We start from the raw sequence: 14,932 nt of genomic DNA, 5'->3' as shown, positions 1-14,932 counted from the left end.
TAGCCAAAAACAAAGTAGAAATTAAAGCTATTTTGAGTAAAATTTAAGATTATTAAAAATTAGGTGGAAAAAATGGATTACAAAGAAACTCTACTTTTGCCTAGCACTAGCTTTGCTATGCGTGCAAATTTAGCAGAGCTTGAACCTCAAAGATTTCAAAAATGGTTTGAGCAAAATTATGCTTATGAAAAGATGAAAGAAAAACGCAAAGACGCTAAGAAAAGCTTCACTCTACACGATGGACCCCCTTATGCTAATGGACACATTCACATAGGACACGCTTTAAATAAAATTTTAAAAGAAACCATTATCAAAATACATTATTTTAAGGGCGAAAGTGTGCGTTTTACTCCGGGGTGGGATTGTCATGGTTTGCCCATAGAACAGCAAGTAGAGCTTAAGCTTGGAGCAAAGAAAAAAAGTCTAAGCAAAAAAGAAATTCGCGGATTTTGTAGACAACACGCTAGTGAATTTGTAGCTATTCAAAGGGAAGAATTTAAAAATTTAGGCGTCATTGCGGATTGGGATAAGCCTTATTTGACTATGGAATTTGGCTTTGAAGCTGCTATTTATAGAAGTTTATGCGAGCTTGCTAAAAAAGGCTTACTTTGTGAGCGTTCTAAGCCTGTGTTTTGGAGTTGGGCGGCAAAATCAGCCTTAGCAGAGGCTGAAGTGGAGTATCAGGATAAAGAGGATTATTCTATTTTTGTGGCTTTTGATTTAGACGAAAAAGCTTGTGAAAAACTAGGAGTGAGTAGGGCAAGTGCGGTTATTTGGACGACTACTCCTTGGACTTTGGTGGCAAATCAAGCCATAGCCTTAAATCCTAATGAAAATTATGTCATTACCAAAGAGGGCTTGATTTTCGCAAGTGCCTTGCTTAAAAATATGGTGGAAAAAAAGCTTACAAAGGGCGAAATTCAAAAAGAATTGAACGCAAAAGAATTTGAAAAACTAGAAGCTATCAACCCTTTAAATGGAAGAAAATCTGTTTTGATTATGGGTGAGCATGTGTTAATGGAAGGTGGAAGTGGGCTTGTGCATACAGCACCCGGACACGGCGAAGATGATTATTATGCTTGTTTGAAATACGGCATTGAGGTGCTTATGCCTGTGGATGATGGGGGTTGTTATGATGAGACTTTAAGGACTAAAGGGCTTTTGCCTTCTCATTTGCTTGAAGAATTTATAGGGCTTCATATTTTTAAGGCAAATGAAAGAATTTTGAAGCTTTTAGGGGAGAAGCTTTTAAATGTTTCTAAATTCATACACTCTTATCCTTTTTGTTGGAGAACGCACAAGCCTGTGATTTATAGAGCGACTAAACAATGGTTTATCTTAATGGATGAGCCAAAATTAAAGGGTAAAAGCTTAAGAGAGTGTGCTAAAGAACAGCTTTTAAAGACAAGTTTTTATCCACAAAGTGGGGTTAAAAGAATAGGCTCTATGGTAGAAAACCGTCCTGATTGGTGTATTTCAAGGCAAAGAGACTGGGGAACGCCCATAGCCTTTTTTAGGGATAAAAATACCAAAGAAGTGCTTTTTGATGATGAACTTTTTGACTTTGTAGCCCAGCTTTTTGAAAAACACGGAGCTGATGTTTGGTGGGAGTTTGAAATCAAGGATTTAATCCCACAAAATTCAAAATATAAGGCTGAAAATTTAGAAAAAGTTTATGATATTTTAGATGTTTGGTTTGATAGTGGAAGCACCTTTAATGCGGTTTTAAATAGCGGACTTTATGATGCGGGTGCAAAAAGAGCGAGTATGTATTTAGAAGGAAGCGACCAGCACCGCGGATGGTTTCAAAGCTCCTTGCTTGTAGGAACAGCCATCAATGAATGTGCGCCTTATGAAAGCATTTTAACGCATGGTTTTACAACCGATGAAAAAGGGCAGAAAATGTCTAAATCCAAAGGTAATGTCATAGCCCCTGAATATGTAGCAAAAAGCTATGGGGTTGAAATTCTAAGACTTTGGATACTTTTAAGCGACTATTCTAGTGATTTAAAAATTTCAGACAATATCTTAAAACAAGTAAGCGAACAATACCGCAAAATAAGAAATACCATAAGATTTCTACTCGCAAATACCAGCGATTTAAAGGATTTGGAAGTTGAGGAATTTTCTTTTATTGATAAGTGGATTTTAACGCGTGCTACTAGAGTATTTAAGGGAGCCAAAGAAGCATTTTTTGCTTATGAATTTGCTAAGGGCTTTGCTTTGCTTTTAAATTTCTTAAGTGCGGATTTGAGTGGAATTTACCTTGATATTAGCAAAGACAGGCTTTATTGCGATAGTAAAGATAGCAAGCGAAGAAAATCAGCTGGGGTGGCTATGGCTTTGATAAGCAAAGAGCTTTTAAATTTATTAGCACCTTGTTTAACTTATAGCGTAGATGAAGCCTTAGAGCACGCTAATGCTTTGATTAAGGGTGATGCTAAGGATGTTTTTGATTTGAATTTGATGGATGATTTTTCTTATGATTTTGGTATAGATGATAGCTTTTTAATGAGTGCTAGAGAGAAATTTTTTGAGCAAATTGATACGCTTAAAAAGGATAAAATCATCAAATCCACCCTAGAGACAAACTTAATTCTTACTTTTGACAAAGTTCCAAAAGAAGAATTAGCTGATTGGTTTATGGTAAGTCAAATTGGCTATGAAAATGAAGAAATTTTAGCTGAATTTAAAGTAGAAAATGAGAAGGTAAAAATCACAAAATCTTCACTTCATAAGTGTCCAAGATGTTGGAAATTTGAAAGTAAAAGCGAAAATGAGCCTTGCTTAAGATGTCAAGGGGTTTTAAAATAAAATGCTAGAAAATCCTATCCCAAATAGCCTTATCATCGCTACGATAGCGGTGGTTTTGGCTTTGAGTGCTTTAGCGGTATTTTTGATTAAAAAAACAAAGGAAAAGAAATGGTAAGTTTAAAAGAAGCTTTAAAATACTCCAAAGAAGAGCTTGAAAATTTGAGAAAAGAACTCAATGAAAAAGCAAAAAAAGAAAAAAAGCTAGGTGCTTATATAGAGCAGTTTTTAGATAAAGATTTGAGTATTTGTGGCGAAGGTGTGCCTGTGGCTATAAAGGATAATATCAGTGTCAAGGGCTGGGAACTTACTTGTGCGAGTAAGATTTTACAAGGCTATATCGCCCCTTATGATGCAAGTGCGATTGTCAATTTAAAAGCCAATGGCTTTGCTCCTTTTGGGCGTTGTAATATGGATGAATTTGCTATGGGAAATTCGAGTGCGAGTTCTTGTTATGGCAAAACCTTAAATCCTTTGAATTTTGAGCGCGTTCCGGGCGGTTCAAGCGGGGGCAGTGCTGCTGCGGTGGCTTCTGGTTTGGCTTTAGCAAGTTTGGGTTCGGATACGGGCGGTTCTGTGCGTCAGCCCGCGGCTTTTTGCGGTTGTGTGGGTTTTAAACCAAGCTATGGTAGGGTAAGTAGATACGGGTTGGCTTCTTATTCTTCAAGTTTAGACCAAATTGGAGTTTTAACACAAAGCGTAGAAGATGCAGCCCTTTTATACGATGCGATTGGGGGATATGACAAAAGGGATAGCACCAGTGCAAATATCGAATTTATCAAAACCGCTCCTCATTTAAATGCCAATAAAAAACTAAAAATCGCAGTGATTGAAAATTATGTCAATAATGCAAGTAATGAAGTAAAAACCGCCCTTTTAAAAACTCTAGACAAGCTAAAAGCCAATGGACACGAGCTAGTGTATAAAAATTTACTCGATTCTAAATTTGACATAGCCGCTTATTATATCATCGCAACAGCTGAGGCAAGTGCGAATTTAAGTCGCTATGACGGGGTGCGTTATGGCAAACGCTCTGGGGATATACAAAATTTAAAAGATATGTATGTTAATACCCGTAGTGAAGGTTTTGGCGAAGAAGTAAAAAGACGAATTTTGCTTGGAACCTTTGTTTTAAGCAGTGGATATTATGATGCGTATTATATCAAAGCACAAAAAGCAAGGGCTTTTATCAAGGCAAAATATGAAGAGATTTTAAGCGATTGTGATTTGATTTTTATGCCCGTAGCTCCTACAACAGCCTTTAAATTTGACACTCAAAAAAGCCCTATGCAGACTTATTTAGAAGATATTTATACCATCTCTGTGAATTTAGCAGGACTTGGGGCTATTAGTGTGCCTGTGGCAAAGGATAAGGATGGGCTTAATATCTCAGCACAACTGATTTGCAAAGCCTTTGATGAACAAACTTTGCTAGATGGGGCTTTGAGTTTAGAGCGAATGATTAAAAATGAAGGATAAAAGATGAAAATTGTAAAAAGAGCTTTGACTTTTGAAGATGTATTGTTGCGTCCGTGCTATTCTGAAATTTTGCCTAAAGAAGTAAAAATTCACACCCAACTTACCAAAAATATTTCTTTAAATATGCCCTTAATCTCTGCGGCTATGGATACGGTAACCGAACACAGAGCGGCTATTATGATGGCAAGACTTGGAGGGCTTGGGGTTATTCATAAAAATATGGACATAGCTTCGCAAGTTAGAGAAGTAAAAAGAGTGAAAAAAAGCGAAAGCGGAGTCATCATAGACCCTATTTTTGTAAGTCCCAAAGCAAGTGTGGCACAAGCTTTAGAGCTTATGGCAGAGTATAGAATTTCAGGCGTACCTGTGGTTGATGAAGATAAAAAACTCATAGGAATTCTTACCAATCGCGATTTAAGATTTGAAAACAATCCTTCTAATTTAGTCCAAAGCGTAATGACAAAAGCTCCTTTAATCACGGCTCCAAAAGGTTGCACCCTAGATGATGCGGAGAAAATTTTTAGCACCAATAAGGTCGAAAAACTTCCTATTGTCGATGAAAAAGGGCATTTAGAAGGACTTATCACTATAAAGGATTTGAAAAAACGCAAGGAATACCCTGATGCAAATAAGGATAATTTTGGAAGATTACGCGTAGGAGCGGCTATTGGGGTAGGGCAGATGGAGCGAGTGGATGCCTTATTTGAAGCGGGTGTTGATGTTTTAGTGCTTGACTCCGCACACGGACATTCTAAGGGTATTATCGATACTATCAAAGCGGTTAAGGCAAAATACCCTAGCCTAGAGCTTATAGCGGGCAATATCGCCACAGCTGGGGCGGCAAAGGCACTTTGCGAAGCTGGTGCTGATGCGATTAAGGTCGGCATAGGACCCGGAAGCATTTGCACAACTCGCATTGTTTCGGGTGTGGGTGTGCCTCAAATTTCAGCCATTGATGAGTGTGCTGAGGTTGCTAATCAGTTTGGTGTGCCTGTTATCGCTGATGGGGGGATTAAATATTCAGGCGATATTGCTAAGGCTTTAGCGGCTGGGGCAAGTTCTATTATGATAGGCTCACTTTTAGCAGGCACAGATGAGAGTCCCGGAGAGCTTTTTACCTATCAAGGCAGACAATACAAGGCTTATCGGGGTATGGGGTCTCTTGGAGCTATGCAAAAGGGAAGTTCGGATAGGTATTTTCAGCAAGGCACAGCACAGGATAAACTCGTTCCTGAAGGCATAGAAGGTCGTGTTCCTTATGTGGGAAGTATCAAAAGCGTGGTGCATCAGCTTCTAGGGGGGCTTCGCTCTTCTATGGGCTATGTGGGTGCTAGGGATATAAAAGATTTTCAAGCTAGGGCTGAATTTGTGGAGATTACCACTGCAGGACTTAAAGAAAGTCATGTGCATGATGTAACCATCACGCACGAAGCACCAAATTATAAGGTCAATCATCAATGAGTTTTGAAGAGAATTTAAAAGAAGCCAATGAAGCTTTAGAAAAGCTAAATGACAAAGAACTTAGCCTAGATGAGAGTGTGAAAATTTATAAAGCAGGTTTAGAAAGTATCAAAAAAGCAAGGCTTGAGCTTGAAAAGGCAAAATTAGAAGTGGAGCAAATCGATGGGTAAGATAGCGGCTTTGCAATTTGCGACTTTGGCTTTGAGTGAATCAAGGCTTGATTATTATCTTAAGGCTTCAAAGGATAGTGGGGCGAATTTGGTGGTTTTGGGCGAATATGTGTTAAATAGCTTTTTTACCGAGCTTTTATCTATGCCAAAAAATATGATAAAAGAGCAAAGTGAAGTCAAAAAAGAAAGTTTAATCAAACTTGCTAAGAAATACGAGCTTGAAATCATTGCTCCTTATGTGAGTGTGGAAGCTAAGAATTATAAAAAGCTTTGCTTGAAGGTTACTCCAAAGGGTGTTAAAAGCTATGAGCAGCAAATTTTAATGCCCTATACACACTGGAATGAAGAGAAATTCTTTGGCAATAAGGCAAAGGATTTGAAGCTTTTCACTTTTAATTATGATAAATTAAAATGTGCTTTGCTTTTTGGCTTTGAGACGCATTTTGATATTTTTTGGCAGCAGATTATGGCTAAAAAAATTGATTTAGTGATTACTCCTAGTGCTTGCACCTTTGAAAGTAAGCAAAGATGGGAAGAGCTTTTAAAAACAAGAGCCTTTTTAAATTCCACAAGTATTTTAAGGGTCAATCGCATAGGCAAAACAAAAGACGAGTGGAATTTTTACGGCGATACGATGTTGATTAATGCCTTTGGCGAAATAGAAAGTCGCTTAGGTTTTGAAGAAGAAATGCTTATCATAGAACCCAAAAAAGCCGATGAAGCAAGGAAAATTTGGGCTTTTGATAGGATAATTAAAAATTACGAAAGACAAATATGAGAAAGGTTTTACTCCAAATTCTCATCTTTAGCACCCTGTTTGTGGCGATTTTTGGCATTAATCGCATTTTAATGCAAAATGCTTTTATCCCTGCGGGTTTGCTTGAGCCTAAAAGCGAATTAGCCCTGATGTATTTTTTGGGAGCTTTTCACGATATAAGATTTTTAAGTGCTGCGTTTTTGCCCCTTTTGTTTTGTGGATTTTTAGCTCTTATTTTTCATCGTGTGAAAATAACGGGGGGGGGATAAGAAAATTTTATCTTTATTTATCGAGTTTTTATATTTTTCTTCTGGCTTTTTTGTGTATAGTTTTTTCTTTTATCAAGTATTATTACTACGAAATTTACAAAACAAAAATTGATATTTTTATCTTCGGCTTAGAAAATGACAACACAGAAGCCATTTTAAAGATTATAATGGCTGATTATCCTGTTTTTAAAATTCTAGCCCTTGCCTTAGTTTTTGGAATTTTTTGTATTTTTTTAAATGTGAGAATTTTAAAGTTAAAATTAAGGGCGATTTGCTTAAATCCCTTGCAATTTTTATCCTTGATTGTTTTGTTGTTGCTTGTCTATACTATTGCTCTTAGGGGTCCTTTTAAGCACGTGGCTATAAATGTGCAAAATTATTCCTTTAGTGAATATAGCGTTGCAAATGATACAATGTTAAATCCTATTATGGCATTTTCTTGGGCTTTAAAACAATACAAAGAAGAAGCAACTTTGAAAGTTATCTCATCTTTAAAAGCACAAGAGCTTAAAGAAAAACTTTTTGACTATTTATATCAAAGTCCTATAAATCTGAAAGCTGAAGAAATTAAGCCTAGTGTGGCTTTAATTTTGATGGAAAGTTTTGGATTAAATTTAGCTGATTTTTCAAGTAAGGAGCATAATTTTTTAGGTGCTTTAGATAAACACTTTAAACAAGATTTTGTTTTTAAAAGATTTTTAAGCTCCAGTAATGGAACTATACCAAGTTTTGCAAATTTATTTTTTGTAAGTCCATTTTCTAATATTTCTACAAGCAAATTTCAAAAAACTTATTTGGATTTAACCCCTATTGCTGTTTATAAAAAAGCAGGATATAAAGTAATTTTTGTAAGTGCGGGTAATGGGTCTTGGCAAAATATTAAAAATTATCTCAGTGTTTTAGGAGTGGATGAAATCATTGATGAAAATATATTAATGCAAGAATATAGCAAGGCAAAGGCAAGTGAAAATGGTTATGGAGTAGCCGATGAGTTTTTATATAGAAAAATTTATGACTTGCTTGAAAAAAATCCACGCAACACTCTTATAATTGCTCTTAGCATTTCTAATCATCCGCCTTATAAAATTCCCCAAAATGATTTACCAAAATTAGAAAATATCCCTCAAGCTTTGCTTGATATGCTTCCTTACAAAAAGGACAAACAAGAAAATATTATCAAAGCTTATACTTATGCAAATGATGAATTTGGAAAATTTTTGGATAAAGTAAAACAAAGTTCTTTTAAGGATAGCGTTATCATAGCAGCAACTGGAGACCATAGAGTGCGTGAAATGAGTATGGATTTAAATTCTCAAAAGGCTTTTGCTTATAGTGTGCCTTTTTATCTTTATGTGCCAAAAAATTTACAAAATGAGCTTTATTATGATAGGTTTCGCTTAGGCTCTCATAAGGATATTTTTCCAACTCTTTATGCTCTAAGTCTAAGTGAAGTGAATTATCTTAGCGTAGGTGGGAGAAATATGCTAGCAAAGCCCAGCGATGAAAGGCTGGAATTTGGTATCAATGATGCGGTTTGGGTGGATGAAAAAGGTATTTATAGTGGTAATAAAGGATATTATTTTAAAGACAATAGCACTTTAAAAGATGATAATCAAGCCTTTGAATTAGATGATTATCATAAAAATTTCGCACAATTTTATAGGGAATTAAATTTCTATCAATTAGCCCAGCGTTTAGGTTTAGCAAAATTCTAAGCCAAAAGGCTTAGAATTCTTTTTTATTCACATCGTCTAAAATTTCATTAGCGATTTTGGAAATGCTATGGCCTATATTTGAAGTCGCTAAAGAAATGTCAAGATTAGTCTGTGTGCTTTTCTTAAGCTCTCCTACTTCTTCATTGATTTGCTCTACGCCCTGAGCTTGTTCAGCTATGGAGCTTACAATTTCATTGATGGATTGGGTAAGTAAATTGGTATTGGCATCAATCTCATCTAAGCTTTTTTGAGTGCGTTCGGCTAAATTTCTTACTTCATCAGCCACCACAGCAAAGCCTCGTCCGTGTTCGCCTGCACGTGCCGCTTCAATGGCAGCATTTAGGGCCAAAAGATTGGTCTGGTCTGCGATTTCTTTAATCACAGAAACGATTTTGGTAATGTCTTCGCTTTGTTTGACAACGCTTTCGCCTTTTTGATTCATATGGGTCATTGAGCTAGCGATTTGCTCCACCGCACCTGCTATATTGGTTAGAAATTCCACCTGTTGAGCAGAACTTTTTTCTAGGTTCGTTACAGACTCATTTAGCTCATCGCTTCTTGTGTTGAGATTTATGGCTAGTTCTTTGGAAGCATTTAGCATTTTAACTATACTGCCAATCAAAGCATTAGCATTTTTTTCAATGCCTACTGCATCAGGGATTAAGCCTTTAAAATTTTCTTGTTGTGCGGCTTTAAAAAGCTTTAAAACACGTGAAATATCTATAGCAATGGTCTCACAAAGGGTTTGGCTCATCTCGTTAATGGTCGTTTTAAGCTGGGTAAGATTTGGATTTTTTGATTGAGATATAAGCATTTTACCAAAGCGTCCTTCCTTAGCTTCTTCAACTATAGCGTGAATATCCTTTTGTAGGACATCTTCTTGGGTGCGTAATTTTTGGATAGTGCGTATATTTTCATCGATATAATTCGCCATTTGTTTAAATTCATCTTTGCTTTTTATGGATATAGGCTCGTAGTTTTTTTGCTCGTAATTAAGATAGCTAAAAAACTGCTGCAAATTGCTTCTAATGTCCTTGAGTGGATTAAGCAAGTAAGAGGTAATGAAAAATAGCCCCGAAAGCACGACAATTAGAGTGCCTGAAAACCAGATAAAATTCAAAAACGCAGCACTTTTTAAAGCATTTTCATAATCTTTGTAAGAATTAGTAAGGCAGATATTCCAGCCTATATTGCTAACACCACAAACTGCTAGACGCTTGTCATTGTCTAAAGCTGAAAGATATTCAAAGGCTTCCCCTTTGTAAGTTTTCATACCTTCTTTAAGTGCATTTATAAAAGGCTTACCTTTTTCATCAAGCACAAAGCGACCCGGTGTTACATAGAATAAATCTTCAAAAATCAACACCCTAGCCGAAGGGGAGAATTTAAACTCGCGTATGTTTTTAGTAAAAATTTCTAAGGACAAATCGCCCGAAAGTATGCCTACTATCTCATTATCGCGATTGAAAACAGGCTGAGAAAAGCTAATGACAAGAGCATTACTTACTAAATCCACATAAGGTTTGGTAATATTAGTAGTCTTTGTTTGTAGGGTTTGCTTAAACCACAATCTATCTCTGGGGTCAAACTTCGTGCCATCTTTATTTTTAAGCAGTTCCGCATAAGCAAAATCATTACTCCTGCCCGCTACAATCAAGTCCCCGTTCTTTACATAAGTAAAATACAAATTTTCAAAACCAGAGCTTCTAGCTATGGAACGCACGAAAGAATAAATTTCTCGGCTATTATAAATGTGAGAATTTGCTTCTAGGGTTTTAACCGCTCCATCGATGATATCTTGCCTACTTTTAAGATAGTCGTTGGTGTAGTTTAGCACCGCTCTTAGCGTGGATTCTTTATTTTCCTTACTTTGCTCTATGTAAGTGTTTTTTGTGCTGATATAACTATGCACACCAAAGGCTCCAAATATCACCAAAAGCAATATCCCTACGCCTAAATTTAACTTGCTCTTAACGCCCATATAAACTCCTTCATTTTTACCTAATATTTAAGATAAAAATTAACTTAAATATTGACAAATTGTAAAGAATTTATTATTAAAAGCTTCTTGATGTTAGTTTTATTTTTTTTTTTTTTTATAATTTTGCTACAAATTTACTCAAATGAGATTTAAAATATAAAATTTATTCCAACTTATTTTAAAAAATAAAAAATATCAACGAAAAGTTAAAGCTATTTTATTATCCTTTAACGTTAAAAATTTGCAAAAAAGATGTTTATTTTAGGATAAAAAGTATTTTTCATAAAATGCAAGATAAATTATTAAGATAAAAATTGGCTAAGTTTTGTGAAAATTTGATAATAACCCAATATCTTAGTTTTTGTAGCTTAGGATTTAAATTTTCTTTTTAGTAAAAAAGTGTTAAAATCAAGCCTTTAAATTACAAAGGCTTAGAGTATGCAAAATATCCATTTTATCGGCATAGGCGGTATAGGAATTTCCGCTTTGGCACGCTTTTTAAAGGAAAAAGGCTTTGTCATTAGCGGAAGTGATATTAAAGAAAGTAAAATCACTCAAGAATTAGAAAAAGAAGGGCTAAATATAAGCATTCCTCATCATAAGGATAATGTTTTAGGTAAGGATTTAGTCATTTTTTCAGCGGCTATCAAAGAAGAAAATCCCGAATTTAAGAACGCTAAAAAATTAGGCATCAAGTGTCTTTCACGCAAAGAAGCTTTGCCTCTTATCTTAGAAGACAAGCGTGTTTTTGCGGTTGCAGGAGCACACGGAAAAAGCACAACTTCAAGCATTTTGGCTTCTTTGATGGATGATGCTTCTGTGATTATCGGTGCGATTTTAAAAGAATTTGGCTCCAATATGATTTATAAAGAAAGTCAAAATTTGATTTTTGAAGCTGACGAAAGCGATAGTTCTTTTTTAAATTCCAATCCTTATTTGGCTTTGGTTACCAACGCAGAAGCTGAGCATTTAGAGCATTATGATAATGAGCTTTTAAAGCTTCACAATGCTTATGAAAGTTTTTTAAATAGTGCTAAGTTGCGTGTGCTTAACGGCGAAGATGGGTTTTTGAAAAACTACAAGGGCGAGGCTTTGAGGCTTTATCCTAGCAAGGACATTAAAAACTGCACTATGTGTATAGAAAATTTCAAACCTTTTACAAGCTTTGAGCTTAAGGATTTGGGGGAATTTAGGGTTTTTGGTATGGGGTATCATTTAGCCCTTGATGCGTCTTTAGCGATTTTAGCGGCTTTAAATTTTTTAGATATAGAAACGATAAGAACTAGGCTTAAAAACTATCAAGGCATTAAAAAGCGTTTTGATATTTTACATGCGGATGAAAATTTGGTTTTAATCGATGATTATGGGCATCATCCAACTGAAATAAAAGCGACTTTAAGTGCAGCAAAAGAATACGCAAGATTAGGTGGATATAAGAAAATCACAGCGATTTTTGAACCTCACCGCTATACGCGTTTGGCTGCAAATTTAGAGGGCTTTGCAAAGGCTTTTGAAGGAGTCGATGAACTTGTGATTTTACCTGTTTATGCCGCAGGAGAAGAGCTTATAAAGCTTGATTTAAAGGCAGTTTTTCCTAAGGCTTTGTTTGTAGAAGATATTAAAAGAGAGGGTAAATTTTTGGTCGCTTCTAGGGGGCAAGTTTTTGAAGAAGGGCTTATTATAGGCTTTGGTGCAGGAGATATTAGCAATAAATTAAGGCAAAAGAATGAGTAGAATTTTATTTTATCTTTTAATCATCTTAATTTTAGCCTTAATCGCTTTTGCTTTGCGTGAAAAACTAGGCTCTAAGACCAAGCCCTTTTTCGCTCTTTTGCTAGGAATTTTCATAATTTTAGCCGTATTTTTTGAAATGAAAAACACCCAAAAAAGCCATTTAAGAACAGATATTATTGTGGCTTTTAATCAAAACAAAAATATCTTATGCAAGGATATTAATGTTTCTAAGGCGTATTTTAACTACGAATTTGGCACAGGAAGTTTTATTTCAAAGGATAATAATCAAAGCTTTAATTCTTTAATCATAGATATTAAAGATTGCAAATTAGCGGATTAAATGATGAATGAGAGTAAAGAAGAATTAATCTCAAAGCTTGATTTAAACGGCTATTTAGAAGAGTTTAAAGCCCTTTTTGCAAGGGATAAGGACATATTTTTACAAGGCGATTCCAGCCTTCACTTTAAACGCATTAATGAGCTTTGTGAAGTGGAATTTCCTGCTATGCCAGAACTTAGCAATCTTGACAAAGCCTTAGTGCATTTAAGTAAGCAAGGAATTTTACACTTAGATGAAATTTTTGAATTTGTAAAAATTTTTCGTTATTTTGAAAAGTTAAAAAAATTAAAATTTGGAACAAATTTGGATTCTTGGCTACAAAAGATACAATTGCGTAGCGAGGTTTTGGAACTTTGTTTGAATTTTGATGAAAAGGGCGAATTAAAAGAAAGTTTAGATGAAAGACTTATAAATCTTAATACCGCCTTAAGAATGAAAAATGAAAGCATTATGGCTGAGTTTAAGAAATTTTGCTATGCAAAAGCCTTAATGCCCTATCTTATCGATACCCAAGTGCATCTTATAAGCAATACTCAAGCCTTGCTCGTAAGAGGGGGATTTAATCACGCTATAAAGGCAAAAATCATAGGCAGAAGCAGTGGCGGTGGCTTTTATATCGTGCCTTTAAGCATTGAAAATTTGCAAAATGATATAGAAAAAATCAAAAATCAAAAAGAAGAAATTTATTATGAATACGCTAAAAATTTCTCAGCTTTTTTAGCAAAAAATTTGCCCTTTTTGAAATTCATTAATCAAGCCTTTGATTTATTTGACAGCTACGCAGCTAGGGTAATGCTAGCTAAAAAAAGGGATTTGGAATTTATTTTGTGTGATAATTCTAGTGATTTGGTGCTTAAAAATTTCGCTCATCCTGCCTTAAAAAATCCAAAAAGTGTGAGTTTGGAATTTAAAAAACAAGTTTTAATCATCACAGGGGTTAATGCAGGGGGCAAATCTATGCTCTTAAAATCCTTACTCAGTGCGGCTTTTTTGGCTAAGGCTCTTCTTCCTATGCCTATAAAAGCAAGTGAAAGTAAAATCGGCACTTTTAAAGAATTTGACGCCATCATAGAAGACCCGCAAAATGTTAAAAATGACATTTCAACTTTTGCTGGAAGAATGCTGCATTTTTCTAGGCTTTTTTCTAAGAAAAATTTGCTTTTAGGTATCGATGAAATAGAACTTGGAACGGATTTTGAAGAAGCGGCTTGCTTGTATAGTGTTTTGATTTTAAAGCTTATAGCGAATAATCTTAAAATCATCATCACAACCCATCATAAACGCCTTGCTATGCTTTTGGCAAAAAATGAGCAAGTTGAACTCATCGCTGCTTTGTATGATGAAGAGTTTTCGCGTCCAAAATATGAATTTTTAAAAGGCATACTGGGTAAATCTTATGCTTTTGAAACGGCTTTGCGTTATCAAATTCCATCCCATTTGGTTAGCGAGGCGAAAAAACTTTATGGTGAGGATAAAGAAAATTTAGAAGAGCTTGTGGGTAAAAATATCAATCTTGAATTAGAACTTAAAGCTAAACTCCAAGATGTCCATAAAAAAGAACAAAAAGTTGATGAAATTTTGTTTTCTTTAAAAGAACAAAAAGAAAAAAACGAACAAGAATTTCGCACGAGTTTGAGAAAGTTAGAATTTAGCTTTCACAAAGCCATAGAAGAAGCTAAGAAAACCATACAGCTTAAAGACACAAAGGACAAGCAAAGAAGCCTTAATAAAGCCAATGAGCTAAGAAAAGAAATCATCTTGCCAAGTAGGGAGCAAAATGAAGAGTTGTGTGTGGGTGATTTTGTAAAATATGAAAAAATCAAGGGTAAAATCATAAGTATTTCAAAAAATGACGCTAGGATACAAAGCAATGGGATTGAACTTCGTGTGCCTTTAAAACTGCTTAAAAAAAGCACTCCTACGCCTAAAATAAGTCCAAGAACAAGCATTAATATCACAAAACCCACTCAACTAAGCCTAAGTTTAGATTTGCACGGGCTTAGGAGTGATGAGGCTATTTCAAGGCTTGATAAATTTATTTCAGATGCCTTACTTGCGGGATTTGATGAGATTTTAATCTATCATGGTATAGGAACAGGAAAGCTTGCCTTTGCAGTAAGAGAGTTTTTAAAAACTCATAAAAGTGTCAAAGGCTTTAATGACGCACCGATGAATCAAGGCGGCTTTGGTGCTAAGATAGTGAGATTGTAAGGGT

9 protein-coding genes and 3 pseudogenes are annotated in these 14,932 nt (G+C 35.3%); 10 read left to right on the top strand and 2 right to left on the bottom strand.

Features of this window, described 5'->3' with window-relative positions; translation table 11 throughout:
* Positions 1-72: 72 nt before the first annotated feature.
* The 7 genes and pseudogenes from ileS to ACLL8X_RS00665 all read left to right on the top strand — a co-directional run bounded on the left by ileS (position 73) and on the right by ACLL8X_RS00665 (position 8,662).
* Positions 73-2,814, top strand: a complete 2,742-nt coding sequence (ileS, locus tag ACLL8X_RS00695) for an isoleucine--tRNA ligase (protein ID WP_411989034.1) — start codon at positions 73-75, stop codon at positions 2,812-2,814.
* A 1-nt stretch (position 2,815) separates the two neighbouring features.
* Positions 2,816-2,929: a hypothetical protein gene (locus ACLL8X_RS00690; RefSeq protein WP_411989033.1), complete on the top strand. Its 114-nt coding sequence runs from the start codon at positions 2,816-2,818 to the stop codon at positions 2,927-2,929.
* Positions 2,923-4,290 (top strand): Asp-tRNA(Asn)/Glu-tRNA(Gln) amidotransferase subunit GatA, encoded by a 1,368-nt coding sequence (gene gatA / locus ACLL8X_RS00685; RefSeq protein WP_411989032.1) that lies wholly within the window; start codon positions 2,923-2,925, stop codon positions 4,288-4,290. The genes ACLL8X_RS00690 and gatA overlap by 7 nt, the downstream gene beginning before the upstream one ends.
* Before the next feature lie 3 nt (positions 4,291-4,293).
* Positions 4,294-5,751 carry an IMP dehydrogenase gene (gene guaB, locus ACLL8X_RS00680; protein ID WP_411989031.1) on the top strand — a complete coding sequence of 486 codons (1,458 nt, stop codon included), beginning with the start codon at positions 4,294-4,296 and terminating at the stop codon, positions 5,749-5,751.
* On the top strand, positions 5,748-5,921 hold the full coding sequence (gene xseB, locus ACLL8X_RS00675) for an exodeoxyribonuclease VII small subunit (protein ID WP_411989030.1): 174 nt from the start codon (positions 5,748-5,750) through the stop codon (positions 5,919-5,921). Before guaB ends, xseB begins: the two co-directional genes overlap by 4 nt.
* A complete protein-coding gene (locus tag ACLL8X_RS00670; RefSeq protein WP_411989029.1) occupies positions 5,914-6,699 on the top strand; it encodes a carbon-nitrogen hydrolase family protein in 786 nt (261 codons plus the stop codon). Before xseB ends, ACLL8X_RS00670 begins: the two co-directional genes overlap by 8 nt.
* Positions 6,696-8,662: pseudogene (locus tag ACLL8X_RS00665) on the top strand (LTA synthase family protein). Before ACLL8X_RS00670 ends, ACLL8X_RS00665 begins: the two are co-directional and overlap by 4 nt.
* A gap of 10 nt (positions 8,663-8,672) precedes the next feature.
* On the opposite strand, the pseudogene ACLL8X_RS00660 reads toward ACLL8X_RS00665, so the two are convergent.
* Both ACLL8X_RS00660 and ACLL8X_RS00655 read right to left on the bottom strand, forming a co-directional pair.
* A pseudogene (locus tag ACLL8X_RS00660) lies at positions 8,673-9,071 on the bottom strand (methyl-accepting chemotaxis protein); the annotation flags it as partial.
* Positions 9,072-9,818: 747 nt separating this feature from the next.
* Positions 9,819-10,643 (bottom strand): annotated as a pseudogene (locus ACLL8X_RS00655) (cache domain-containing protein); the annotation flags it as partial.
* 438 nt (positions 10,644-11,081) lie between these two features.
* Here ACLL8X_RS00655 and murC point away from each other — a divergent pair.
* Genes murC through ACLL8X_RS00640 form a run of 3 tightly spaced genes read left to right on the top strand, consistent with a single transcriptional unit; the run spans position 11,082 to position 14,928 of the window.
* A complete protein-coding gene (murC, locus tag ACLL8X_RS00650) occupies positions 11,082-12,377 on the top strand; it encodes a UDP-N-acetylmuramate--L-alanine ligase (protein ID WP_411989028.1) in 1,296 nt (431 codons plus the stop codon).
* Positions 12,370-12,717 (top strand): hypothetical protein, encoded by a 348-nt coding sequence (locus tag ACLL8X_RS00645; RefSeq protein ID WP_411989027.1) that lies wholly within the window; start codon positions 12,370-12,372, stop codon positions 12,715-12,717. Before murC ends, ACLL8X_RS00645 begins: the two co-directional genes overlap by 8 nt.
* Positions 12,718-14,928 carry an endonuclease MutS2 gene (locus tag ACLL8X_RS00640; RefSeq protein ID WP_411989026.1) on the top strand — a complete coding sequence of 737 codons (2,211 nt, stop codon included), beginning with the start codon at positions 12,718-12,720 and terminating at the stop codon, positions 14,926-14,928.
* Positions 14,929-14,932 lie beyond the last annotated feature (4 nt).

The sequence above is a fragment of the Campylobacter parajejuni genome, from assembly GCF_046764905.1.
Classification (GTDB): Bacteria; Campylobacterota; Campylobacteria; order Campylobacterales; family Campylobacteraceae; genus Campylobacter_D.
This window is presented reverse-complemented; position numbering and strand designations above follow the sequence as displayed.

Coding starts and splice junctions, on each gene's coding strand:
- ACLL8X_RS00670 (WP_411989029.1), top strand. CDS start 5,914: ATGGGTAAGATAGCGGCTTTGCAATTTGCGACTTTGGCTTTGAGTGAA.
- gatA (WP_411989032.1), top strand. CDS start 2,923: ATGGTAAGTTTAAAAGAAGCTTTAAAATACTCCAAAGAAGAGCTTGAA.
- ACLL8X_RS00640 (WP_411989026.1), top strand. CDS start 12,718: ATGATGAATGAGAGTAAAGAAGAATTAATCTCAAAGCTTGATTTAAAC.
- murC (WP_411989028.1), top strand. CDS start 11,082: ATGCAAAATATCCATTTTATCGGCATAGGCGGTATAGGAATTTCCGCT.
- ACLL8X_RS00690 (WP_411989033.1), top strand. CDS start 2,816: ATGCTAGAAAATCCTATCCCAAATAGCCTTATCATCGCTACGATAGCG.
- xseB (WP_411989030.1), top strand. CDS start 5,748: ATGAGTTTTGAAGAGAATTTAAAAGAAGCCAATGAAGCTTTAGAAAAG.
- guaB (WP_411989031.1), top strand. CDS start 4,294: ATGAAAATTGTAAAAAGAGCTTTGACTTTTGAAGATGTATTGTTGCGT.
- ileS (WP_411989034.1), top strand. CDS start 73: ATGGATTACAAAGAAACTCTACTTTTGCCTAGCACTAGCTTTGCTATG.
- ACLL8X_RS00645 (WP_411989027.1), top strand. CDS start 12,370: ATGAGTAGAATTTTATTTTATCTTTTAATCATCTTAATTTTAGCCTTA.